At 69.3% G+C, this 20,918-nt stretch carries 25 protein-coding genes; 13 read left to right on the forward strand and 12 right to left on the reverse strand.

The annotated features are described in order from the left end of the window. The 4 genes from purC to purB form a co-directional block, all read right to left on the reverse strand. Window positions 1–708 carry a phosphoribosylaminoimidazolesuccinocarboxamide synthase gene (gene purC / locus ACYQ0J_RS10645; protein WP_460172087.1) on the reverse strand — a complete coding sequence of 236 codons (708 nt, stop codon included), beginning with the start codon at window positions 706–708 and terminating at the stop codon, window positions 1–3. A gap of 33 nt (window positions 709–741) precedes the next feature. Continuing rightward, window positions 742–1,107: a DUF5615 family PIN-like protein gene (locus ACYQ0J_RS10650; RefSeq protein ID WP_460172088.1), complete on the reverse strand. Its 366-nt coding sequence runs from the start codon at window positions 1,105–1,107 to the stop codon at window positions 742–744. Beyond that, window positions 1,104–1,331 carry a DUF433 domain-containing protein gene (locus ACYQ0J_RS10655; protein ID WP_460172089.1) on the reverse strand — a complete coding sequence of 76 codons (228 nt, stop codon included), beginning with the start codon at window positions 1,329–1,331 and terminating at the stop codon, window positions 1,104–1,106. Before ACYQ0J_RS10655 ends, ACYQ0J_RS10650 begins: the two co-directional genes overlap by 4 nt. A gap of 100 nt (window positions 1,332–1,431) precedes the next feature. Continuing rightward, complete coding sequence (gene purB, locus ACYQ0J_RS10660) at window positions 1,432–2,742, reverse strand: adenylosuccinate lyase (RefSeq protein WP_460172090.1); 1,311 nt, start codon at window positions 2,740–2,742, stop codon at window positions 1,432–1,434. A gap of 89 nt (window positions 2,743–2,831) precedes the next feature. Here purB and ACYQ0J_RS10665 point away from each other — a divergent pair, with 89 nt between their 5' ends. Next, a complete protein-coding gene (locus ACYQ0J_RS10665; RefSeq protein WP_460172091.1) occupies window positions 2,832–3,128 on the forward strand; it encodes a nucleotidyltransferase family protein in 297 nt (98 codons plus the stop codon). After that, complete coding sequence (locus ACYQ0J_RS10670) at window positions 3,121–3,252, forward strand: hypothetical protein (RefSeq protein ID WP_460172092.1); 132 nt, start codon at window positions 3,121–3,123, stop codon at window positions 3,250–3,252. The genes ACYQ0J_RS10665 and ACYQ0J_RS10670 overlap by 8 nt, the downstream gene beginning before the upstream one ends. On the opposite strand, the gene ACYQ0J_RS10675 is transcribed toward ACYQ0J_RS10670, so the two are convergent. Further along, the gene (locus ACYQ0J_RS10675; protein ID WP_460172093.1) at window positions 3,236–3,817 is read right to left on the reverse strand and encodes an intradiol ring-cleavage dioxygenase; all 582 of its coding nucleotides are present in this window, start codon (window positions 3,815–3,817) and stop codon (window positions 3,236–3,238) included. The two genes, ACYQ0J_RS10670 and ACYQ0J_RS10675, sit on opposite strands and share 17 nt — an antisense overlap. Further along, on the reverse strand, window positions 3,814–4,374 hold the full coding sequence (locus ACYQ0J_RS10680; protein WP_460172094.1) for a YceI family protein: 561 nt from the start codon (window positions 4,372–4,374) through the stop codon (window positions 3,814–3,816). The genes ACYQ0J_RS10675 and ACYQ0J_RS10680 overlap by 4 nt, the downstream gene beginning before the upstream one ends. Window positions 4,375–4,457: 83 nt before the next feature. On the opposite strand from ACYQ0J_RS10680, the gene ACYQ0J_RS10685 reads away from it, so the two are divergent. From ACYQ0J_RS10685 to ACYQ0J_RS10735, 11 genes are all read left to right on the forward strand, one after another. Beyond that, window positions 4,458–5,117: an HAD family hydrolase gene (locus ACYQ0J_RS10685; protein ID WP_460172095.1), complete on the forward strand. Its 660-nt coding sequence runs from the start codon at window positions 4,458–4,460 to the stop codon at window positions 5,115–5,117. After that, window positions 5,114–5,479 carry a carboxymuconolactone decarboxylase family protein gene (locus tag ACYQ0J_RS10690; RefSeq protein ID WP_460172096.1) on the forward strand — a complete coding sequence of 122 codons (366 nt, stop codon included), beginning with the start codon at window positions 5,114–5,116 and terminating at the stop codon, window positions 5,477–5,479. The genes ACYQ0J_RS10685 and ACYQ0J_RS10690 overlap by 4 nt, the downstream gene beginning before the upstream one ends. Then, complete coding sequence (locus ACYQ0J_RS10695; RefSeq protein WP_460172097.1) at window positions 5,451–6,140, forward strand: uroporphyrinogen-III synthase; 690 nt, start codon at window positions 5,451–5,453, stop codon at window positions 6,138–6,140. The genes ACYQ0J_RS10690 and ACYQ0J_RS10695 overlap by 29 nt, the downstream gene beginning before the upstream one ends. Window positions 6,141–6,142: 2 nt before the next feature. Next, entirely contained in the window at window positions 6,143–8,749 is a 2,607-nt protein-coding gene (locus tag ACYQ0J_RS10700) for a transcriptional regulator (protein WP_460172098.1), read from the forward strand. A 247-nt stretch (window positions 8,750–8,996) separates the two neighbouring features. Then, window positions 8,997–10,175 carry a glutamyl-tRNA reductase gene (hemA, locus tag ACYQ0J_RS10705; RefSeq protein WP_460172099.1) on the forward strand — a complete coding sequence of 393 codons (1,179 nt, stop codon included), beginning with the start codon at window positions 8,997–8,999 and terminating at the stop codon, window positions 10,173–10,175. Continuing rightward, window positions 10,172–10,924 carry a cytochrome c biogenesis protein CcsA gene (gene ccsA, locus ACYQ0J_RS10710; RefSeq protein ID WP_460172100.1) on the forward strand — a complete coding sequence of 251 codons (753 nt, stop codon included), beginning with the start codon at window positions 10,172–10,174 and terminating at the stop codon, window positions 10,922–10,924. Before hemA ends, ccsA begins: the two co-directional genes overlap by 4 nt. 62 nt (window positions 10,925–10,986) lie before the next feature. Further along, window positions 10,987–11,184 (forward strand): hypothetical protein, encoded by a 198-nt coding sequence (locus ACYQ0J_RS10715; RefSeq protein WP_460172101.1) that lies wholly within the window; start codon window positions 10,987–10,989, stop codon window positions 11,182–11,184. Further along, window positions 11,174–11,887 (forward strand): SHOCT-like domain-containing protein, encoded by a 714-nt coding sequence (locus tag ACYQ0J_RS10720; protein WP_460172102.1) that lies wholly within the window; start codon window positions 11,174–11,176, stop codon window positions 11,885–11,887. The genes ACYQ0J_RS10715 and ACYQ0J_RS10720 overlap by 11 nt, the downstream gene beginning before the upstream one ends. Before the next feature lie 19 nt (window positions 11,888–11,906). After that, window positions 11,907–12,272, forward strand: coding sequence for an SHOCT-like domain-containing protein (locus ACYQ0J_RS10725; protein ID WP_460172103.1), 366 nt, complete (start codon window positions 11,907–11,909; stop codon window positions 12,270–12,272). Beyond that, complete coding sequence (locus tag ACYQ0J_RS10730; protein ID WP_460172104.1) at window positions 12,269–12,529, forward strand: hypothetical protein; 261 nt, start codon at window positions 12,269–12,271, stop codon at window positions 12,527–12,529. The genes ACYQ0J_RS10725 and ACYQ0J_RS10730 overlap by 4 nt, the downstream gene beginning before the upstream one ends. Then, window positions 12,523–12,894: a DUF2089 family protein gene (locus ACYQ0J_RS10735; protein WP_460172105.1), complete on the forward strand. Its 372-nt coding sequence runs from the start codon at window positions 12,523–12,525 to the stop codon at window positions 12,892–12,894. The genes ACYQ0J_RS10730 and ACYQ0J_RS10735 overlap by 7 nt, the downstream gene beginning before the upstream one ends. Here the strand turns inward: ACYQ0J_RS10735 and ACYQ0J_RS10740 are convergent. The 6 genes from ACYQ0J_RS10740 to ACYQ0J_RS10765 are packed head-to-tail and all read right to left on the reverse strand — an operon-like array spanning window position 12,848 to window position 20,873. Beyond that, window positions 12,848–14,254, reverse strand: a complete 1,407-nt coding sequence (locus tag ACYQ0J_RS10740) for a sensor histidine kinase (protein WP_460172106.1) — start codon at window positions 14,252–14,254, stop codon at window positions 12,848–12,850. The two genes, ACYQ0J_RS10735 and ACYQ0J_RS10740, sit on opposite strands and share 47 nt — an antisense overlap. 12 nt (window positions 14,255–14,266) lie before the next feature. Further along, a complete protein-coding gene (locus tag ACYQ0J_RS10745) occupies window positions 14,267–14,941 on the reverse strand; it encodes a response regulator transcription factor (RefSeq protein WP_038041361.1) in 675 nt (224 codons plus the stop codon). 33 nt (window positions 14,942–14,974) lie between these two features. Continuing rightward, window positions 14,975–15,592: a PAQR family membrane homeostasis protein TrhA gene (gene trhA / locus ACYQ0J_RS10750; RefSeq protein ID WP_460172107.1), complete on the reverse strand. Its 618-nt coding sequence runs from the start codon at window positions 15,590–15,592 to the stop codon at window positions 14,975–14,977. An 8-nt stretch (window positions 15,593–15,600) separates the two neighbouring features. After that, window positions 15,601–17,994 (reverse strand): phosphoenolpyruvate synthase, encoded by a 2,394-nt coding sequence (gene ppsA / locus ACYQ0J_RS10755; protein WP_460172108.1) that lies wholly within the window; start codon window positions 17,992–17,994, stop codon window positions 15,601–15,603. Further along, a complete protein-coding gene (locus ACYQ0J_RS10760) occupies window positions 17,991–18,887 on the reverse strand; it encodes an AAA family ATPase (protein ID WP_460172109.1) in 897 nt (298 codons plus the stop codon). The genes ppsA and ACYQ0J_RS10760 overlap by 4 nt, the downstream gene beginning before the upstream one ends. Before the next feature lie 9 nt (window positions 18,888–18,896). Beyond that, complete coding sequence (locus ACYQ0J_RS10765) at window positions 18,897–20,873, reverse strand: elongation factor G (RefSeq protein ID WP_460172110.1); 1,977 nt, start codon at window positions 20,871–20,873, stop codon at window positions 18,897–18,899. Window positions 20,874–20,918 lie beyond the last annotated feature (45 nt).

Consider the following 20,918-nt stretch of genomic DNA (forward strand, 5'->3'; position numbering starts at 1 on the left):
CTAAGCCTTTTCCGGTTCCGCCAAAACCCGCCGGAGCACCTCCTGGTAGGCCTCCTCCACGCCCCCCAGGTCCTTGCGGAAGCGGTCCTTGTCCATGGGTTCGCCCGTCTTTTGGTCCCAAAGGCGCATGGTGTCGGGGCTGATCTCGTCGGCGAGGAGGATCTCCCCGTCCCTTTGGCCGAACTCCAGCTTGAAGTCCACGAGGTCCAGGCCCCGGGGAGCGAAGAAGGCCCGGAGGAGTTCGCCCACCTTGAGGGTGGTGGCCTTCACCGCTCCAAGCTCCGCCTCCTCCGCAAGCCCCAAGGCCAGGATGGCGTTCTCGCAGATGAGGGGGTCCCCCAGGGCATCGCTTTTGAGGGAGAACTCCAAGAGGGGCATCTTCAGCGGTGTCCCCTCCTCCAGGCCGTAGCGCTTGGCGAAGCTCCCCGCGGCCCTAAAGCGGAGGATGACCTCCAAGGGAAGGATCTCCACCCGCCGCACCAGCATCTCCCGGTCGGAGATCTCCTCCAGGAAGTGGGTCCTCACCCCGTGGCCCTCCAGGTAGCGGAAGAGGGCCGCCGAGACCTTGTTGTTGACCACCCCCTTGCCGGGGATCACCCCCCGTTTTTGCGCGTTGAAGGCGGTGGCCTCGTCCTTGAAGTAGACCCTAAGGGTATCCGGTCCTGCCGGGTAAAGCACCTTGGCCTTGCCTTCGTAGAGCTTCTCCATGCCTCTCCCTGTGGGCCTGAGGGCCCGTTACCTTCATTGTAGCGGCAGGAGGCGAAGCCGCGTTTTCTCGGGTCCGATCACCGCTAGGGCTCCCCGTTCCAGAGCCTCGGAGAAACGCCTTAAGACCTCCAGCACTGGGGGTAGGGCCTCGGGGGGTTCCGTGTAGGGGAGGCGGGGGAGGATCACGCTGGGCCCGTCCTCTCCTGTGAGGGAGAGGAGGTGGCCGAAGTCTAGGTCGGCGGTGAGGATGGTGTAGCCCTGCTCCCTGGCCCAGGCGAAGAGTACCTCGTCGGGGGCGTTAGCCGGGCCCACGTCGCGCCACCATATGGCTTCGTACCCCGAGGCCTCGAGCGCTTCCCGCCAGCGCGGCGAGAGGTTCATGTCCACCAGGATCTTCACAGGCTTAGGGCGTGCTCTTCCTCCTCTAGCCTCCAAGCGGCGTAGGCGAGGGCTTCCCGAATGTCCTCGAGGGTAAGCTCGGGGTAGTCCCGGAGGAGGTCCTCGGGGCGTTCTCCGTGGGCCAGCCGCCGGAGCAGGGCCGCCACCGTGAGGCGAAGCCCCCGGATGGTGGCTTTACCGCCGAAGAGGCGAGGATCGTGGGTGATCCGGCTAAACCGGGGCATGCCCTCATTCTAAGTACCCCGCTCCGGCTTGCGCCAGAGCGTGGGCCCCAAAAGGCTTCTGGCCAGGAGACCCCATGTTGCAAGGTCAAGGTGCGGGCGCTTAAAGCCCGAAGCGGGCGTAGATGGCGTCCACGTGCCTAAGGAAGGGCTTGGGGTCAAAGAGGGCCTTTAGGGCCTCCCCCTTGATGGGGTTCTCGGGGTCCTCCTCCAGGAGCTCCAGGAAGCTCCGCTCCTCTTCCCAGCTCCTCATGGCGTTTCGCTGGACGATGGCGTAGGCCCGGTCCCGGGAGAGGCCCCTTTGGATGAGGGCGTTCAGGACCTGCTGGGAGTAGACGAGGCCCCGGGTGAGGTCCAGGTTCTTCTGAAGGTTTTTCTCGTAGACCTCGAGGCCCTCCAGGATGCCCCGGAGGCGCCTTAGGGCGTAGTGGGCCAGAGTGGTGGCGTCGGGGAGGACGACCCTTTCCACGGAGGAGTGGGAGATGTCCCGCTCGTGCCAGAGGGCGATGTTCTCCAGGGCGGGCTGGAGGTAACCCCGGAGGAGCCGCGCCACCCCCGTGAGGTTCTCCAGGCCCACGGGGTTTTTCTTGTGGGGCATGGAGGAGCTTCCCGTCTGCCCCTCGCGGAAGGGCTCTTGGGCCTCGAGGACCTCCGTGCGCTGCAGGTGCCTTAGCTCCACCGCCACCCGCTCCATATTCCCCCCCAGGATGGCGAGGGCCGCCATGACCTCCGCATGCCGGTCCCGGGGGACCACCTGGGTGGAGACGGGTTCGGGCCTGAGGCCAAGCCTTTGGGCCACGTGGGCCTCCACCCCGGGGGGCACGTGGGCGTAGTTGCCCACCGAGCCCGAGAGCATGGCGACCCCGATGGTTTCCCGGGCCCGCCTAAGCCGTTCTTCGTCCCGCTGGAAGGCGGCGTAGAAGGAGAGGAAGCGGAGGCCGAAGCCCGTGGGCTCCGCGTGGACCCCGTGGGTGCGGGCGATGGCGGGGGTGTGCTTGTACCGGAGGGCGAGGGCCCGTAGGGCCTCCTCCACCCCTTTGAGCTCCTCCAGGATCAGGCCCAAGGCCTCCACCAGGAGGGCGTTTTGCGCGGTGTCCACCACGTCGGAACTGGTGAGGCCCAGGTGCAGGTAGCGCCCCACCTCCTCGTCCTCCGTCCACTCCACCAGGGCCCGGGTGAAGGCCACCAGGTCGTGGCGGGTGGTTTCCTCCAGCTCGGCGACCCTCCGGGCGAAGGCCTCGTCCAGGGGCTTGGCCTCCAGCTTGGCGAGAAGCCTCGCGGCAAGGCCCTCCGGCACTTCCCCTAAGGCCTCCCAGGCCTCGAGGGCGTAGGCCTCCACCCGGGCCCACATGCGGTAGCGGCTTTCCTCCGACCAGAGGGCTGCCATCTCGGGGGTTTGGTAGCGGGCGATCACGCCCTTTAGGGTACCAGGGAAGGGGCAGGGGCGCGAAGGAAGGGGGTTATACTGAGGGGTGGTTTTGCCCCTTCCGGGGGCGGCAGACCATGAAGACCCTGGGCGAGATCTGGAGCATCCTGGCCTGGCACAAGCTGGAGCTCCAGGCGCGCTTCGGCGTGCGGGAGCTGGCCATCTTCGGTTCCTACGCCCGAGGGGAGGCCACCCCCGTAAGCGACGTGGACCTTTTGGTAGCGCTGGAACGCCCCCTAGGGTGGGAGATCGTGGATCTGCGCGATTACCTGGAGGCCTTGCTGGGGCTTCCGGTGGACCTGCTGACCGCAGGAGCCTTGCGGCGCAAGCCGCACCTGTGGCAGGTGGTCCAAGAAGACCTGGTCCATGTCTAGGCGTGATGCTCGCCTCCTCCTCCAGGATATGCTGGAAAGCCTTGCAAAGATTGAGCGGTACACCGCCGGGCTAACCTTTGAGCTCTTCGCCCGGGAGGAACATAGCCTCACCCGGGCAGGGTGAGGACGAAGGCTCCCCGGTACCCCTCCCCCTCCCGTTCCAGGCGGAGGAGGAGGTCGGCCCGGAAGAGGCCGTCCTGCCGGTTCCCGATCCGGGGCATCCCCCGCTCCCGGTAGGGGGGGAGGGCGTAGGCCTGGCGCTGCACCTCCTCGGGGAAGAAGAGCTGGGTGGCGAAGACCCGCCCCGCCGCCTCCACCCGGAGGTGCAGGTGGGGGGTGCGGCTTGGGTACCATCCGGGGAAGAGGGTGAGGAAGGCCACCCTCCCCTCCCGGTCCGTGAGCTCCCATCCCCGGCAGAAGGTCCCGGGGGCGTTCACCCCGGAGTAGCGGCCCAGGGCGTCCGTGTGCCAGAGGTCCACCCGCGCTCCCACCACCTCCCGGCAGGCCCGGTCCTGGACCTTGAGGGCGAGGCGGAGGTCCACCCCCGGAAGGCCCTCCCGCAGGTCCGCGCGCCGGGGTACCTCCCTGAGGTAGTAGGGGCCTTGGGTGAGGGGAGGGGTAGGAGAACAGGCCTGGGCGCGGGCCAGGGGTAAGGCCAGGAAAAGCCCAAGGATTTCCCTGCGTTTCATCGCCGCCTCAAGAGGAGCTCCACTTCCAGCCGGATGCGGTTCTCCACGCTGAGGACGATGGGCACCCGGGGCTGGACCAGATGGAACTTCTCGAAGGGGAACTCGGTCCTCAGGGCCACCTGCACCTCCTGGCCCTTGAACTCCGCCTCCCCCTCCCACACCACCTCCTCCGTGACGTCCCGGATGGTGAGGTCGCCCACCACCTGGATGGCCGCCTTGCCGCTTTGGGGGAGGGGGTTGGGCAGGCCCCGCACCTCCTTGGGGCGGAAGGTGGCGGTGGGGAAGCGGCCGGTTTCTAGGGTGTTCTGGCGCAGGTAGTTGTCCCGCCGGGCCTGGTCGCTCCTTAGCTCCCTCAGGTCCACCACGAACTCCCCGCTCACCCGGCCTCCCTGAAAGGCCACCCGCCCCCGCACCGCCTTGGTGATGCCCACCGCGTCCCCTAGGCCCACGTTCAAGAGCTGTTCCCGCACCCGGTAGCGGGCCTCTCCCGCCACCACCTCCAGGGTTTGGGCCCAAGCGGGGGCGAGAACCAAGAGGAGCCAGGCAAACCGCCTCACGCCGTCACCTCCTTTAGCGCTACGGAAAGCGTAGCAGGGCCAGGTTAGAGGCAGGTTAAAAGGCGGGGGCTTAGACTTGAGCTATGGTCCGGGCCGTGTTCTTTGATGTGGGCAACACCCTGATCCTGGCGAGCCCCCGCTTCTGGCTCCTCCCCTTTTTGGAAGCGCGGGGGTTGAAGCCCTTGAAGGACCCGAGGAGCGCAGCCCTTGCCGCCTTCCGCTTTTACGAGGAAAACCACCTCCAGGCCCGGGACCTGGAGACGGCCCTGGGGCTCTGGCGGGAGTTCCACCGGAGGCTCTTCGTGGGGATGGGCCTCGAGGCCCACGCGGAGGCCCTTTCCCGGGAGCTGGTGGCGGGCTGGAAGGACCCCCGCTTCTGGCCCGTGACCCCCGGGGCCCAGGCCACCCTGGAGGCCTTAAGAGCCCGGGGCTACCTCTTGGCGGTGGTCTCCAACTGGGACGCCACCCTGCCGGAGATCCTGGAAGCGGTGGGCCTAAGGCGCTATTTCCACCACCTCTCCGTGAGCGCCCTCGCCGGCTACGCCAAGCCCGACCCCAGGCTCTTCCAGGAGGCCCTTAGGGCCCTAAGCCTGGCCCCGGAGGAGGCGGTGCACGTGGGGGATGCGGAGGCGGACATCCTGGGCGCCCAGGCCGCGGGGATCAGGCCCCTCCTCTTTGACCCCCTGGGGGAGAGCCCTGAGGCCCTCCACCGCCTGGAGGGGGTGCTAGACTACCTGCCATGAGCGTGCGGGAGGCCATCTGGGGGGAGAAAAGGGAGGCCATAGAGCAAAGCCTAAGGGAGGTGGACGAGGACCTCTTCCGCTACATCCGCGACTTCGCCTACGAGGAGGTCCTGGCCCGCCCCGGGCTGGACCTGAAGACCAGGGAGCTTCTCGCCATCACCGCCCTAATCGCCCTGGGAAGCCCCAAGGAGCTCGCCACCCACCTGGAGGGCGCCTTGAGGGTGGGGGCCACGGAACGGGAGGTGCGGGAGGCCATCCTGCAGTCCGCCCTCTTCCTGGGCTTCCCCCGGGCCCTGGCGGCCATGAAGCTCTTCCACAAGGTGCTAAAAGGCCGTGGTGCTCCTCACGCGGGGGAAGGATAGGGAGCTTTTAGGGCGGCTTGCCGCCTTGGGGGTGGAGGCGGCGGAGGTGGCCCTCTTGGAGCAGGTGGACCTTCCGGGGCTAGGGGAGCTCCCCCGGAGGCTTCTGGAGCCTTGGGACTACGTGGCCGTGACCTCCAAGGAGGGGGCAAAGCGCCTCCTTTGGGCCTGGGAGCGGGCGGGCAAGCCTCCCCTAAAGGTGGCGGCGGTGGGGGAGGGGACGGCGGAGGTCCTAAGGGCGGGGGGGCTTGCCCCGGCCTTCGTGCCCCCAAGGGCCACGGCCCAGGACCTGGCCCGGGGCTTCCCCCGGGCGGAACGGGTCCTCTTCGTGGCCGGGGACCTGGCGGGGCGGGACCTGGAGGAGGGCCTCCGGGCCCGTGGGGTAAGGGTGGAGCGCCAAGAGGTCTACGCCACCCGGGAGCGGGCCCTTTCCCCGGAGGAGCGGGGCCTTTTGGAGCGGGCCCAGGTGGTGGCCTTCTTCAGCCCGAGCGGGGTGCGGGCCTTCGCCCGCCACACGGAAAGGCGCCCCAGGGCCGCCGCCATCGGCCCGAGCACCGCCCAGGAGGCGAGGCGGCTTGGCTTCCCCGTGGTGGAGGCGGAAAACCCGGGCCTCGAGGGGCTGTGGCAGGCCCTGCGCAAGGCCCTGGGCTATAATGCCTCCTAAGGTTGGCCCTGGCCTGGCAAAGCCCGGTCTATCTGGAGCGGAGGAGGCTCTTGGACCTCCTGCCCGAGGCGGTGGGCTTTGCCGTCTGGCTCCAGGCCCCCGCGGGCTTCGGCAAGAGCGTTCTGGCGGGGCAGCTGGCCGCACGGCTTTCCTGGCGCACCCTCTGGGCGAGCGCCCTTTTGGGGGAGCCCAGGGCCCTTCTGGCCCGCGCCCTGGGCCTTCCCGAGCAGGCCCCCTGGGGGGTGGTGCTGGAGGCCCTGGGGGCCGAGCCCACCCTGGTGGTCCTGGAGGACCTCAAGGGGGACGAGGCCTTGAGCCCCCTGCTTAGGACGCTTCCCTGCCTTTTGGTGCTGGCGAGCCGCGGGCCCCTCCCGTACCCCGAGCTGGCGGGCCTTCTCGCCAGGGGCCAGCTCGTGCACCTGCAGGCCCAGGACCTGGTCTTTACCCGGGAGGAGGCCCGGGCCCTCTTCGGGGACCGGGGGGACTGGGAGGCGGCGTACGCGGCCACGGGGGGGTGGCCCCTCCCCCTCTTCCTCTCCGCCTTCACCGGGGAGCCCCCGGAGGCCATGGCCCTCCTCCAGGGGCTCCGGGAAAGCCTGAGCCCGGAGGAGTTCCGGGAGGGCCTCCTCCTCGCCGCCCTTCCCCTCCTCCCCAAGGCCCACGCCCTCCCCGCCACCGAGGCCCTCTTCCAAAAGGGCCTCCTCCGCCGCCTTCCCGAGGGCTACGCCCTCCACGCCCTCCTCCGGGAGATGGCCCTGAAGATCCTCCTTCCCGAGGTGCAGGAGGCGGTGCGGGGGGCGGAGGAGCGGCTTCCCCCGGAGGCGCTGGCCGAGGCCTACTGGGGGGCGGGGCTTTATGGGGAGCTCCTTGCCCTTTTGGAAAGGCCCCTCCAGCTCAAGCTCCCCGCGGAAAGGCTGGTGGCGTGGGAGGGCCTCCTGCGCCGAGGGGGCCCCAGGGCCCGGCTCCGCCTGGGGGAGGCCCTCCTGCAGTGCGGAAGACGGGAGGGCTTCGCCCTGCTGGAGCCCTTGGCCCAAGGGGAAGACCCTACCTTGGCCCTCCTGGCCTCGGGGCACCTGGCCTACTACCTGGCGGAACCCCTCCTGGGCAAGGACCTCTCCCGGGCCCAGGCCTTCTTGGAGCGGGGGCTTGCCCTCCTGGACCGGGTGGGGCCGGAGCTCGCCGGGCGCTTCCTCAACGATGCCGCCCGGGTGCCCTACGAGGAGGGGCGGGTGGAGGAGAGCCTTGGGCTTTTGGAGGAGGCCTTGCGGCGCCTTCCCCCGGGGAGCCCCTACCGCATCGCCCCCCTCACCAACCTGGCCTTCCTGCGCTTTGAGCTTCACGGGGAGCTCCTGGCGCGCATCGCCTCCTTGGAGGAGGCGGTGCGGAACCTGGACTACACCTACGATAACCTCCCCGGCCACCTCCGCGACCTGGGGCGGCTTTACCTTCTCTTGGGGGAGGAAGAGCGCGCCCGGGACGCCTTCCAAAAGGCGGCCGCGGCCCCGGGGAGCCCCTTGGCCGCCCTCGAGGCCCGCCTCTTCCTGGCCTACCTGGACGGGGACCAGGAGGCCCTCGCCCGCCTTCTGGCCCAGGCGGAGCTCTGGGAGAGCCCCCCCCTGGTGGAGCGGGGGAGGAGCTTCCTGGCCCAGCTTTCCCAGGACCCCGGGGTCCTGGCGGGGCTCGGGGGGTTCTTCCCCAGCCTCACCCGGGCCCTCCTCCTCCAGGACCCCGCCCTCCTTCCCCCCCCGCCTAAGGAGCGGGAGGAGAGGCTTTACTGGCATGCGGCCCGCTTCCGCCTCCTGGGGAAGGAGGAGGACTTGCGGGCCATCCTCACCCTCACCGACGCCAAGGAGCGGGTCCTTCCGGGGCTTCTCCCCTTAGGGCTCCTCCCGAGAGGGCGCCCCGAGCTCGCCCGGGCCTATCCCCTGGCGGAGGTGCTGCGGAGTGGCTGGAAGGAGGCCGTGGCCCTGCGCCTTCCCGAGATCCCACCCCTTAAGGTCCAGGTCCTGGGCCGCTTCCGGGTGGAGACCCCCCTGGGGGAGGCGGCCCTAAAGGGGAAGGCCCGGGAGGTCTTCGCCCTCCTCCTCCTCAGGGTGGGCCGGGAGGAGGCGGCCTTCGCCCTCTGGCCCGACCTCCCCGAGGGGGCCGCCCTCAACAACTTTTACGTCTGGATTGCCCGGCTCAGGAGGCTCCTGGAGCCCTGGGGGGTGCCCACCTACCTCTTGGAGGAGGGGCTTGGCCGGGTGGAGGCCGACCTCTTCGCCCTGGAGAGGGCCCTGGCCGAAGGGGAGGCGGATCAGGCCCTTGCCCTCTACCAAGAGCCCCTCTTTCCCGGCCTGGACCACCCCCTCGTGGACCGCAAGCGGGAGGAGGTCTTCCACCGGGTGCGGGCCCTCTTCCTGAGGCGGGGTGAGCCCCGCTTCTTGGAGCGCCTCTTGGAGCTTGACCCCCTGGACGAGGAGGCCCTCGTCCTCCTGGTGGAAAGGTGCCTGGAGAAGGGGCAGAAGGCCAGGGCGAGGAGGCTCCTCGAGGCCTACCGCCAGCGGCTCTGGGAGGAGCTTAAGGAGAAGCCGGGCCCAGAGCTTCAGGCCCTCTTCCGCCGGGTTTGACACCACCCCATGCGGGCTTGCGCCCGCATGGGGGCCCCGGAGGGTATGAGCCGCTTGGCCCGGCGTAGGGGGCAAGGGTATTGGGGGGATGGCCAGAGGGGCCGGGAGACCGCCATCCGCCACCGGGGGGTGGCTCCGGAGCCCGAGGGCGGGCCCTGGCCCAAGGCCAGGTTCCCCAGGCCCTGGGAGCGGGCCTAAGGGTAGCCGAGGCGGGGCGGGAAGGGTGGGTTATACTGGGACCTAGCCTATGGCCCTGCCCCTTTATCTGGTGGGCCTCTCCCACAAGACCGCCCCCCTCGAGGTGCGGGAGCGGGTGGCCTTGGACCCGGTGGTGGCCCTACCCGCCGCCCTTTCCGCCCTGGGCAAGGGGGTGGTCCTCTCCACCTGCAACCGCACGGAGATCTACGGGGTGGGGAACCCCGAGAAGGCCAAGGCGCTTCTCCTCGCCCGGGGGGTGGAGCCCCGGCACCTCTACGTGAGGGAGGGGCCGGAGGCCCTGCGCCACCTCTTCCGGGTGGCGGCCGGGCTGGACTCCCTGGTGGTGGGGGAGGCCCAGATCCTAGGCCAGGTGCGGGAGGCCCTCTTCTTGGCCCGGGAGCGGGGAGCCACGGAAAGCCTCCTGGAGAAGGCCTTCCAGTCGGCCATCGCCCTGGGCAAAAGGGCGCGGAGCGAGACGGCCATCGGCATGGGGGCGGTGAGCGTGGCCTACGCCGCCTTGGACCTGGCCCTGGCGGTCTATGGGGACCTCACGGGGCTCGCTGTGGCCGTGCTGGGGGCGGGGGAGATGGCGGAGCTTTTCCTCACCCACCTGAAGGGCCACGGGGTGGGGCGGGTCCTGGTGGTGAACCGCACGGAGGAGAGGGCCAGGGCCCTGGCGGAGCGCTTCGGCGGCGAGGCCTTTGGCCTTCACGCGCTTCCCCAGGTTCTCCGCCAGGCGGATTTGGTGGTGGCCTCGGCGGCCGCCCCCCACTACCTGGTGGGCCCCGAGGACCTGCCCCGGCGGGCCAAGCCCCTTTTCCTCATAGACATCGCCCTTCCCCGGAACATCCATCCCCGGGTGGCCAAGCTCCCCCACGCCTACCTCTACAACCTGGACGACCTGGAAAAGGTGGTGGAGAAGAACCTCCAAGCCCGCCAGGGGGAGGTGCCCAAGGTGGAGGCCCTGATTGAGAGGGCCCTGGGGGACTACCTGGAGTGGTACGCGGGCCACCGGGTGCGGGAGGCCATAAGGGCCCTGGAGGAGCGGTTCTTCCGGGAGGTGGCCCAGGAACTCCCCCAGGCCGACCCCCTCACCTGGCACAAGGAGGCGGGCCGCCGGGCCCATCCCTGGATCCTGGCCCTGAAGGCCCGAAGCCAGCGTCTTTTCCTGGGGCCTCCCTGCCCGGAGGAGTGCCCGCTTCTCCTCTTCCGCCCGCCCCGGCCATGACCTTTCCTTCCCTCCTGGCCCTGGCAGGGGTGCTCCTCCTGGCCCTGGGGCTCTTTTGGCCTCGAGGCCTGGCCTTGGGCGCCCTCTTCTACCTGGGGGCCGCCTTAAGCGATGCCCTGGGCAAGGGGTTCTTCGCCGGTCCCGCCCAGCCCGCCCTGGTGCTTGGGGGGCTTCTCGCCCTGCGGGGGGAGGCCCTCTTCCTGCGGCCGAGGCTTTCCCCCTTGCGCCGCTACTTGGTCCTCCTGGCCCTCCTCTTGGGCCTCTTCGCCCTTAAGGCCCTGCCCCACGAGGTGGGTAACCTGCCCTTCCTCCTCACCCTGGTGCACGCGGGGGCCTTCCTGGTGGCCTACCTGGCCCTGGCGGTGGGGGTGGGGGCGGGCACCATGTGCGCCCTCCAGGACCTGCGCCTTCGGGCCGCCCCGGAGAAGGCGCTTGCCTTCGCGCCCCTTTGGAGCCTCAGGCGGTTGGAACAGGGTTACCTCCGGGTGGGGTATCTGGCCACCACCTTGGGCCTGGGAAGCGGCATGGCCTGGGCCTGGGGCTACTTCGGAAGCCCCCTCGCCTTGGACCCCAAGGAGGTTTCCGTCCTCCTGGCCTGGCTCCTCCTCACCCTCTACTTCCTCCTGGAGGAGCGGCTTCGCGGCTACCCCCGCATGGGGCTTCTCCTCCTGGCCTACGCCCTGCTCCTCTTCGCCTTCCTGGGGGCGCCCTTCCTGGGCTCGCGGCACCCATCGAGGCTGGGGTTTTAGATATGTAAGGCTAGACTTGACAGATTATAAAGCAGCAGTTACAATCCTTCACGAGGTGGGGGATGTGGAGCCCGTGGTGGGACCCCGAGGCGGGGAAGAGGCGGCATGAGGCCCTCCTTCAGGAGGCGGAGCGGGAGCGGCTCCTCAGGTCCCTTCGCGCCCCTTGGCGCCTGAGGCTGGCCCGGGCGCTTCTACGGTGGGCCCTGAGGCTTGCCCCGGAGGCCAAGGGGGAGCTTAAGGAGGTCTTCCATGGAGGATAGGCGGCGCATCCTGGAGATGGTCCGGGAAGGGGTCCTGACCCCGGAGGAGGCCCTGGAGCTTTTGGCGGTGCTGGAGGAGCGGGACTCCCCCCGTGGGGAGGGGTCTTTCCCCGAGGCCTCCGAGGCTTCCCGGGGCTTTCGGGTTCAGGTGGAGGCCTTGGGGGCGAGCCTCGAGGTGGTGGGGGTGGCGGGGCTAGGGGGGCTAGAGGCGGAGGGCGGCGCGCTGGTCCAGGAAGGGGAGGTCCCGGTCTACCGGGTTGCCCGGGGCGAGGGGCGGCTTCGGGTGCCCGAGGGGGCCGAGGTGGTGCTTTCGGCCAAGGGGAGCCACGTGGCCCTCGCGGGGGTGGCCCTCAAGGGAAGGGCCCTGGGGGCCAACCTGGAGGGGGAAGGGCTTTTGGGTCTGGACCTGGCCCTCGCGGGGGGCAACCTGAGGGCGAGCCTCCTCCTCAAGGAGGGGACGCACCGCTTGGAGGTGCAGGCGGGAAACGCCACCCTCCGCTTTCTGCCGGGTTCCGACCTGGAGGTGGAGGCCCAGGCCCTCCTGGGGAGCCTGGAGGTGACGGGCCCCTGGCACCAGGCCGCCCCGCGCTGGTCCTTAGGGGAGGGAAAGGCCAAGCTAAGGGCCAAGGTGGCCATGGGCCACCTGGAGCTGGAGGCGGGAGACCACCCCATGCTGGCCCCCGGTAAGAGGCGGGGCCAGTAGAGCGAAGAGGAGGTACGATATGGAGGAAAAACGGCGCATACTGGAGATGGTGCGTTCGGGGGAGGTGGGGGTGGAGGAGGCCTTGGCCCTCCTCGAGGCGGTGGAAGGGCCCAGGCCCCCCGCCAAGGCCAGGCTCCTCCGGGTGCAGATCCACGCCCAGGACGAGGGCAAGCCCGTGCGGGTGAACGTGAACCTGCCCCTGGCCCTGGCGGAGCTTCTGGAGGCCTTCTTGCCGCAAGAGGCCAAGCTGGCCCTGGCGGGCCGGGGGGTGGCCCTGGGGGACCTCCTGCGCCTGGTGCGGGAGGGGGTGCCCGAGGGGAAGCTCGTGGAGATTGAGGCGGAGGAGGAAGGCCACCCGGTGCAGATCCTAGTGGAGGTGGTGTGATCCCCTTGCGCCCCCGGCTCCTCTACCTCCGGTTGCGGGGGCCTTTTCCCCTGCCCCTCTTCCTTGCCCTTCCCCTCTTGGCGTGGGAGTGGGCCCTTCTCCTTTTCCTCTTCCTCCTCAAGACCCGGGCCCTCCTGCGGGGAGGCCCCCCCTGGCGGGTGCCCCTTGGGGCGGTCTTCGCCTTAAGGGGGCTTCCACCCCTGGTCCTCGTGCGGGTGGAAAGGGAAGGGGTGGGGGTCACGGTGGGACTATGGTGATGAGGCCCGTTCCCGTGCGTTGCCCGGCCTGCGAAGGCCCCTTGGCGGTGAAGGCCCTCTTCTGCCCCGCCTGCGGCACCGAGGTGCACGGGCGCTTCGCCCTGAACGAGTTCGCCCTCCTTCCCCGGGAGCACCTGGACTTCCTGAGGCTCTTCGTGAAGGCCCGGGGGAACCTGAAGGAGGTGGAGAGGGTCCTGGGGGTTTCCTACCCCACGGTGCGGGCCCGGCTGGACGCCCTCCTGAAGGCCCTGGGCTACGAGGGGGAAGAGGCGGGGGAGGAGCGGCTCCAGGTGCTGGAGGCCTTGAGGCGGGGGGAGATCAGCGTGGAGGAGGCGGTGGCCCGCTTGCGGGAAGGGAGAAGCTGAAGGCGGTGCCCTGGCCCACCTCGCTCTCCACCCAGACCTCCCCCCCGTGGGCCTCCAGGATGGCCTTGACGATGGCGAGGCCGAGGCCCGACCCCCCCTTCTCCCGGTCCCGGGCCTTGTCCACCCGGTAGAAGCGCTCAAAGAGGTGGGGAAGGTGCTCCTTGGGGATGCCCTCCCCGTCGTCCTCCACCCGCACCACCGCCTTCTCCCCCAGGTCAAAGGCCCTAAGCCACACGTGCCGGGCCCCGGCCTTGATGGCGTTGGAGACCAGGTTGGCCATGACCTGGTGTAGCCGGTCCGGGTCCCCCCGCAGGTACAGCCCCTCGGGGGCCTCCACCCGGATCTCCCCCTCGAAGCTCTTGGCGAACTCCTCCCGGACCTCCTCCAGAAGGTCTAGGACCCGCACCGGCACGGGCTCAATGCGCCAGGTGCCGCTTTGGGAAAGCTCCATGAGGTCGGAGACCAGCTTGCCCATCCGCTCCGCCTCCCGCTTCACGATGGCCAGGCTTTCCCTCTGGGCCTCCGTGAGGGGGGTGCGCCGGAGGAGGTAGCCCACGTGGCCCAGGATGGCGGTGACGGGGGTCCTGAGCTCGTGGGAGGCGTCCTGGAGGAAGCGGGTCTGGGCCTCAAAGGCCTTTTGCATGCGGGAGAGCATCCCGTTAAGGGCCCGCACCAAGGCGGCCACCTCGTCCCTCCCCTCGGGTTCGGGGAGGGGCTCGGGACGCTCGGGCATGGCCTCGGCCCGCTGGGCCAGCCACTCCAAGGGTTCCAAGGCCCGGGCCACGAGGCTTCTGGCCAGGAGGATGGAGAGGAGGAGGACCAGGAGGGCCGTGCCCGTGTAGATGCGGGCGAACTGGTTCAAGGTGGCCTCGAGGCCCTCCACCGGACGGCCCACCAGGAGGAGCCCCCTCCACACCGTGCCCGCCAGGTTCACCTCCACCCGGCGGGCGTAGACCAGAAGGCGCAAGGGAGGGCCTTCCCGGGGGAGCTCCGCATAGGCCCAGACCTCGCCCCGCGTGAGGAGATCGCGGTAGTCCGCCTCCTTGAGGAGGAGACGCTGGCTTCCTAGGGCCGGGCTCTTCTGCAGGCTGATGCCCCCCTCCTTGGCCAGGAGGGCCGGGTCCTCCTCGGGGACCAGTTGGAGCTCGGCGTAGAGGCTGGCGGGAAGCCCGGCCTCCAGGAGGGCCTGCCCCCCCAGGTTGAGGAGGCGCACCACCTGGTTGCTGGCCTCCTGCAGCTCCAGGCGCAGGTTGCGGTAGAGGAAGTTCCTCAGGAGGCCCTCGAGGGCCAGCCCCAGGACCAGCAGGGTCACCAGGAGGAGGCCCGCGGTGAGGAGGGTGATGCGGGAGCGCAGGGTCACGGGCTAAGGGGGTCAGTCCTCGCGGAGGACGTAGCCCACCCCCCGCACCGTGTGGATCAGGCGCCTTTCCCCCGCGGCCTCCAGCTTCTTGCGCAGGTAGCCGATGTACACGTCCACCACGTTGCTCCCGCCCTGGTAGCCGGGCCAGACCTTCTCCTCTATCTCGTAGCGGCTGAAGACCTTGCCGGGGTTCTTGGCCAGGAGCTCCAAAAGCTCAAACTCCTTGTTGGAAAGCTCTATGCGCCGGCCGCTCCGGAAGACCTCCCGCCCCTCCAGGTTGATGATGAGGTCCGCCACCCGGATCTCCCCGGTGATGGCGGGGCTCACCCGCCTGAGGTGGGCCCGCACCCGGGCCAGGAGCTCCTCGATGGAGAAGGGCTTCACCAGGTAATCGTCCGCCCCCGCGTCCAGGCCCTCCACCTTGTCCTCCACGCGGTCCTTGGCGGTGAGGATCAGGATGGGCACGTTGGAGGTCTTGCGGATGCGCTTCGCCACCTCAATCCCGTCCATGACGGGAAGCATCAGGTCCAGGATGACCAGGTTGGGGTTCACCTCCCGGAAGCGGGAAAGCCCCGTGATGCCGTCGTGGGCCACCTCGGTGCGGTAACCTTCCGCCTGGAGCTCCAGCTCGATAAAGCGGGCGATGTCCTTCTCGTCCTCCACGATCAGGATTAGGGGGGGTTCCATGCTTCCCAGGATACCCACTTTCTCATGAGAAAGCTAGGTGTAGAGGCTGAGGACCGCCAGGTACATAAAGGCGCTCCCCAAGAGCACCAAAAGGTGCCATAGCCCGTGGAAGCCCACCCGCTTTGGCCAGGGGTTGGGGCGCTGGCGCCAGTACACCAAGGCCCCCAGGGTGTAGAAGGCCCCCGAGGTGGCCAGGAGGAGGGAGGTGGAAAGGGGGAGGGAGAGCCGGGGCAAAAAGAGCACGGAGAGCCAACCCAGGCCCAGATAGGCCAGGGTGTAGAGCCAGCGCGGGGCTCGGAGGAAGAAGAGGCGGAAGGCCACCCCCAGGAGGGCCAGGCCCCAGACCAGGGCCAAGGCGAAGGGCTGGAACCCCCCGCGGAGCCCTTCCGCCAGGAAAGGGGTGTAGCTCCCGGCGATGAAGAGGAAGATGGCGGCGTGGTCCAGGCGCCTAAGCCAGGCCAGGGCGCGCCCTTCCACCTTAAGGGCGTGGTAGAGGGCGCTCGCCCCGAACATCAGGGCCATGGTGAGGCCGAAGAGCATAAGCGCTCCCCAGGCCTCCCTCGGGGCCAGGGAGAGCAAGAGGAGGCTTCCCCAAAAGGCTAAGGGGACGCCGATGGCGTGGCTCAGGGCGTTGAAGGGCTCGCGGACCATGCCCAAGCCTACCCGATGCCCAAGCGCTTTTCAATCTCCGCCACCTTCCGCACGGTGCGCAGGAGGGCATCGGGGTTGAGGCTTAAGGAGTCTATCCCCTTTTCCACCAGGAAGGCGGCGAACTCCGGGTAGTCCGAGGGGGCCTGGCCGCAGATGCCCACCTTCCGCCCCTTGGCGTGGGCCTTTTGGATGAGGAGGGCGCAGAGGGCCTTCACGGTTTCGCGCCGTTCGTCAAAGAGGTGGGCCACCCGCTCCGAGTCCCGGTCCAGGCCCAAGGCCAGCTGGGTGAGGTCGTTGGAGCCGATGGAGAAGCCGTCAAAGAGCTCGGCGAAGGCCTCCGCTTCCAGGACGTTGGAGGGGATTTCCGCCATCACGTAGACCTGGAGCCCGTCCTCGCCCCGCCTGAGGCCGCCCTCGGCCATGGCCTCTAGGACCCTTTGCCCCTCCTCCGGGGTGCGGCAGAAGGGGACCATGACCATCAGGTTCTTGAGGCCCATCTCCTCCCGCACCCGCTTCACCGCGGCCACCTCCAGGAGAAAGCCCTCCTTGTAATCCGGGTGGTAATAGCGGCTTGCCCCCCGCCACCCCAGCATGGGGTTCTCCTCCTTCGGCTCAAAGAGGTGCCCCCCGAGGAGGCGGGCGTACTCGTTGGTCTTGAAGTCGGAGAAGCGGAGGAGGACGGGCCTGGGGTAAAAGGCGGCGGCGATGAGGCCGATGCCCTGGGAAAGGCGCTCCACGAAGTAGGCCCTTTTGTCCGGGTAAGCCTCGGTGAGCTCCGCCACCTGGCGCTGGACCTCCTTGGGCAGGCTTTCAAAGCGCGTGAGGGCCAGGGGGTGGATCCGCACGTGGCTGGCGAAGACGAACTCCATGCGCAAAAGCCCCACCCCGTCCGTGGGCAGGAGGCTGGCCCTTAAGGCCTCGTCCGGGGTGCCCACGTTCACCAGGATCTGGGTGCGCGTCTTCGGCAGGGCCTCGGGGCGGATCTCCTCCACCTCGTAGGCCAAGGCTCCCCGGTAGACCCGGCCCACCTCCCCCTCGGCGCAGGAAACCGTGACCGCCTCTCCATCGGGGATGAGCCGGGTGGCCCCCACCGCCCCCACCACCGCGGGCACCCCCAGCTCCCGGGCCACGATGGCCGCGTGGGAGGTGCGTCCCCCCCGTTCCGTGACGATGGCCGCCGCCTTCTTCATGATGGGCTCCCAGTCGGGGTTGGTGGTCTCCGTGACCAGCACCTCTCCCTCCTGGAAGCGGTCCATCTCCTTGGGGTCCCGGAGGACGCGGGCCTTGCCTGTGGCGATGGCCTCCCCCACCGCCAGGCCCTCGGCCAGGACCTCCCCCCTTTGGAGGAGGCGGTAGACCCGGAGAAGGGGGGTCTTTTGCGCGTGGACGGTCTCGGGCCGGGCCTGGAGGACGAAGAGCTCCCCCGTGGGGCCGTCCTTGGCCCACTCGATGTCCATGGGGGTGGGGGTTCCCCGCTTTCCGGTGTAGTGCGCCTCTATCTTGAGGGACCAGTCCGCGAGGAGGAGCGCCTCCTCGTCCGCCAGGGCGAACTGGTTCCGGAGGTAAGGGGGTGTGGGGCGGTTCTTCAGGCGGCCCTCCCTGGGGTCATAGGCCAGGGTGAGCTCCTTGCTCCCCAGGCGCTTGTGGACCAGGGCCTTGTACCCCTGCTTCAGGGTCTCCTTGTGCACGTAGTAGCCGTCCGGCCCCACCCGGCCCTGGACGATGTTCTCGCCGAGCCCCCAGATGGCGGTGATGTACACGAAGCCCCGGTGGCCGGTATCGGGGTCCAGGGTGAAGATGACCCCGCTGGAGGCGGTGTCCGCCCGGACCATGCGTTGCACGCCCACGCTGAGGGCCACCCTCAGGTGGTCAAAGCCCATGTGGGCCCGGTAGCTGATGGCCCGTGCCGTGAAGAGGCTCGCCATGGCCCGCTTCACGTGGTGGAGGAGGTCCTCCTCCCCCTGCACGTAGAGGTAGCTTTCCTGCTGCCCGGCGAAGCTGGCGGTGGGGAGGTCCTCGGCGGTGGCGCTACTCCGCACGGCCACGGGGATGGCCTCCTCTCCCGCTTCCTGGGAAAGCCTGCGGTAGGCCTCTAGGATTTCCTCCCGCAGGTCTTGGGGGTATTCGCCTTTCAGGATCAGGTTGCGCAGGCGGCGGCTTGCCCCCTGGAGGGCCTTGGGGTCGTCCGGGTCTAGCCCCTTTAGCTCCTGGGCGATGGCCTCCTTCAGGCCGTTGGACGCCAGGAAGTACCAGTAGGCCTCGCTGGTCACGGCGAACCCCCCGGGCACCTTGACCCCCAAGGGGGAAAGCTCCCGGATCATCTCCCCCAGGGAGGCGTTCTTTCCCCCCACCAGGGGCACGTCCTCCAGGCCAACCTCGTGGAAAAAGCGCACCCACTTCACGGCACCCCTCCTTTCCTCAAGACCTCCCGGAGCACGCCTTCCGCCGTCTCCCCCTCGTAGACGGCCTCCTCCGTGAGGAAGAGGCGGTGGGGGAGGGCGAGGAAGGCGGCGTCTCTAAGCTCCTTCCAGTCCACCAAGGGCTTGCCCCGGAGGTAGGCCAGGGCCCGGGCGAGGGCGAGCCAGGCCTTGGCCCCCCGGGGGGAGAGGCCCATCCTCAGGCGCTTGTCCTCCCCCGTGAGGAAGGCCACGTGGGTGATCACCTCCAGGGCCTCCTTGGCCACCCGCACCTCCCGCACCTCCCCTTGGGCCGCCAGGAAGTCCACCTCTCCTGGCTCCGGCACCCGGGGCTCTTCCGTGAGGATCCTGAGCCACACCTCCCGCCTTGGGGAACGGAAGGGGATCCGGGCGGTGAAGCGGTCCAGCTGGGCCTCCGGGAGGGGGTAGGTGCCCTCCAGCTCCAGGGGGTTCTGCGTGGCCACCACGAAGAAGGGTTCGGGGAGGGGATAGCGCACCCCCCCGGCGGTCACCGCCCGCTCCTGCATGGCCTCCAGAAGGGCCGACTGCACCTTGGGGGGAGCCCGGTTGATCTCGTCTGCCAGCACCACCTGGGCGAAAATGGGGCCCTTGACGAACTCAAAGCGGCCCTCCCTGTAGACTTCGCTCCCCGTGAGGTCCTGGGGCAGGAGGTCCGGGGTGAACTGGATGCGCTTGTAGCTGAGGCCGCTTCCCTTGGCGAAGCTTTCCGCCAGCAGGGTCTTGCCCAGGCCCGGCACCCCCTCCAAGAGGGCGTGCCCCCGGGCTAGGGCGGTGGCCAGGAGGGCCTCGATGACCTCCTCCTGGCCAAAGAGGGCTTGGCCCAGGGCCTCCTTTAAGCGGGAAAGGGCCTCCGCCATGGTCCTGGCCTAGGCTTCCTCGGCCCTCCCTTGCACGATCTTCTGGGCCAGGTGGGGGGGGACCTCCTGGTAGTGGCTGAACTCCAGGGTGTAGGCCCCGGCCCCTCCGGTGAGACCGGGGAGGGCCTTGTAGTACTCCAGCACCTCCGCCAGGGGGACCTCGGCCCGCACCGCGGCCAGGGCGCCTTCCTGCTCCATGCCCAGGATGCGCCCCCGCCGGGCCTGCAGGTCCGAGAGGATATCCCCCACCCGCTCCTGGGGCGCCACCACCTTGATTTGGTAGATGGGCTCCAGGAGGACAGGGCTCGCCTCGGCCATCACCTTCTTGAAGGCGAGGCTCGCGGCGATCTGGAAGGCGAGGTCGGAGGAGTCCACCTCGTGGTAGGAGCCGTTATAGACGATGGCCTTGAAGCCCATCACCGGGTAGCCCGCCAGGACCCCCTTCTTGGCCGCCTCCAGGATGCCCTCCTCGATGGCCTCCTGGTACTTGCTGGGGATGACCCCGCCGGTGATGCGCCACTCAAAGCTGTACTCGGGGGCGGGCTCGAGGCGGAGCCACACGTCCCCGTACTGGCCGTGGCCCCCGGTCTGCTTCTTGTACTTGCCCTGCCCCTCGGCCACCCTGCGGATGGTCTCCCGGTAGGGCACCTTGGGCACGCTGAAGTCCACCTCCACCCCGTAGCCGGAGAGGCGCTCTTTGGCGGTGGTGAGGTGAAGCTCCCCGTGGCCCCAGAGGAGGAACTCCCCGGTTTCCTCCTGGCGCTCCAGCCTGAGGCTTGGGTCCTCCTCCAAAAGCTTACGCAGGGCCTCGCCCAGCTTGGCCTCGTCCGTCTTCCCCTTGGGGCGGATGGCCACGGGCACGTTGGGTTCGGGGAGGCGGGCGAAGGGAACCTCCTCGCTCTCGGGCCTTTCCCCCTGCCAGAGGACCATGCCCCGGTGCAGGTTCTCCGCCTTGGGGAGGCCCAGGATGAAGCCTCCCTCCGCCTCCTCCACCTCCAGGAGGTCCTTCCCCATGGGCACGTAGAGGTGGGGGAGGCGCACCTGGCCCCCCTCGCTCTGGAGGGCATCCCCCGGCCGCAGCCGCCCCCGGTAGAGGCGCACGTAGGCCACCTGGCCCATGAAGGGGTCCACCTGGACCTTGAAGACCTTGGCCAGGGCGGGGCCCTCCCCGAAGCGCTCCCCGGGGGAGGGGAGGGCTTCCAGGACGAGGTCCAAGAGGGGTAGGACGCCGATCCCCTCCGTGCCCGAGGCCAGGGCCACGGGGTAGAGGAGGCCCCTCCGCACCGCCTCGTGGAAGGCCCTCTCCAGGGCCTCCCCCGTGACCTCCTCCCCCTCCAGGTACTTCTCCAGGAGGCTCTCGTCCGTCTCCACGATGGCCTCGAGGACCTCCTGGCGGAAGCGGTCCGCCCGTTCCCTCTCCCCGGGAGGCAGGGGCACCTCCACCTCGCTCCCGTTCTGGTAGCGGTAGGCCTTGCCGTGGAAGACGTCCACGAGCCCCACCCACTTCCCCCCCTCGTAGAGGGGAAGGTCTATGGGCAGGATGGGGCCCAGGGTGCTCCGCAGGTCCTCCAGAAGGGCGTAGTAGTCCCCGCCCTTGTCCAGCTTGGTGACCACCACCATGCGGGCAAGCCCCAGGCGTTCGGCCACGGTCCAGGCCCTTTCCGTCCCCACCTGGACCCCGCTTTCCGCGGAGACCGCCACCAAGGCGGCGTCCGCGGCCTCCAAGGCGCCCCGGATCTCCCCCACGAAGTCCCCGTACCCGGGGGCATCCAGGAGGAAGATGCGGTGCTCCCGGTAGCGCAGGGGGGCCACCCCGGTGCGCACCGTGGTTCGGTGGAGCTTGGCCTCGGGGGTGTAGTCCGTGGTGGTGGTGCCGTCCTCCACCCGGCCCATCCGCTCCTTGGCCCCCGTTTTGTAGAGAAGCGCTTCCGTCAGGGTGGTCTTGCCGCTGCCCGCGTGCCCTACCAGGGCGATGGTTCGGATCATGGTCCCTCCTTCTTGGTGCCCATAGTATAGGGCCAAGGAGGGGGC

The sequence above is a fragment of the Thermus sp. FJN-A genome (assembly GCF_054655095.1).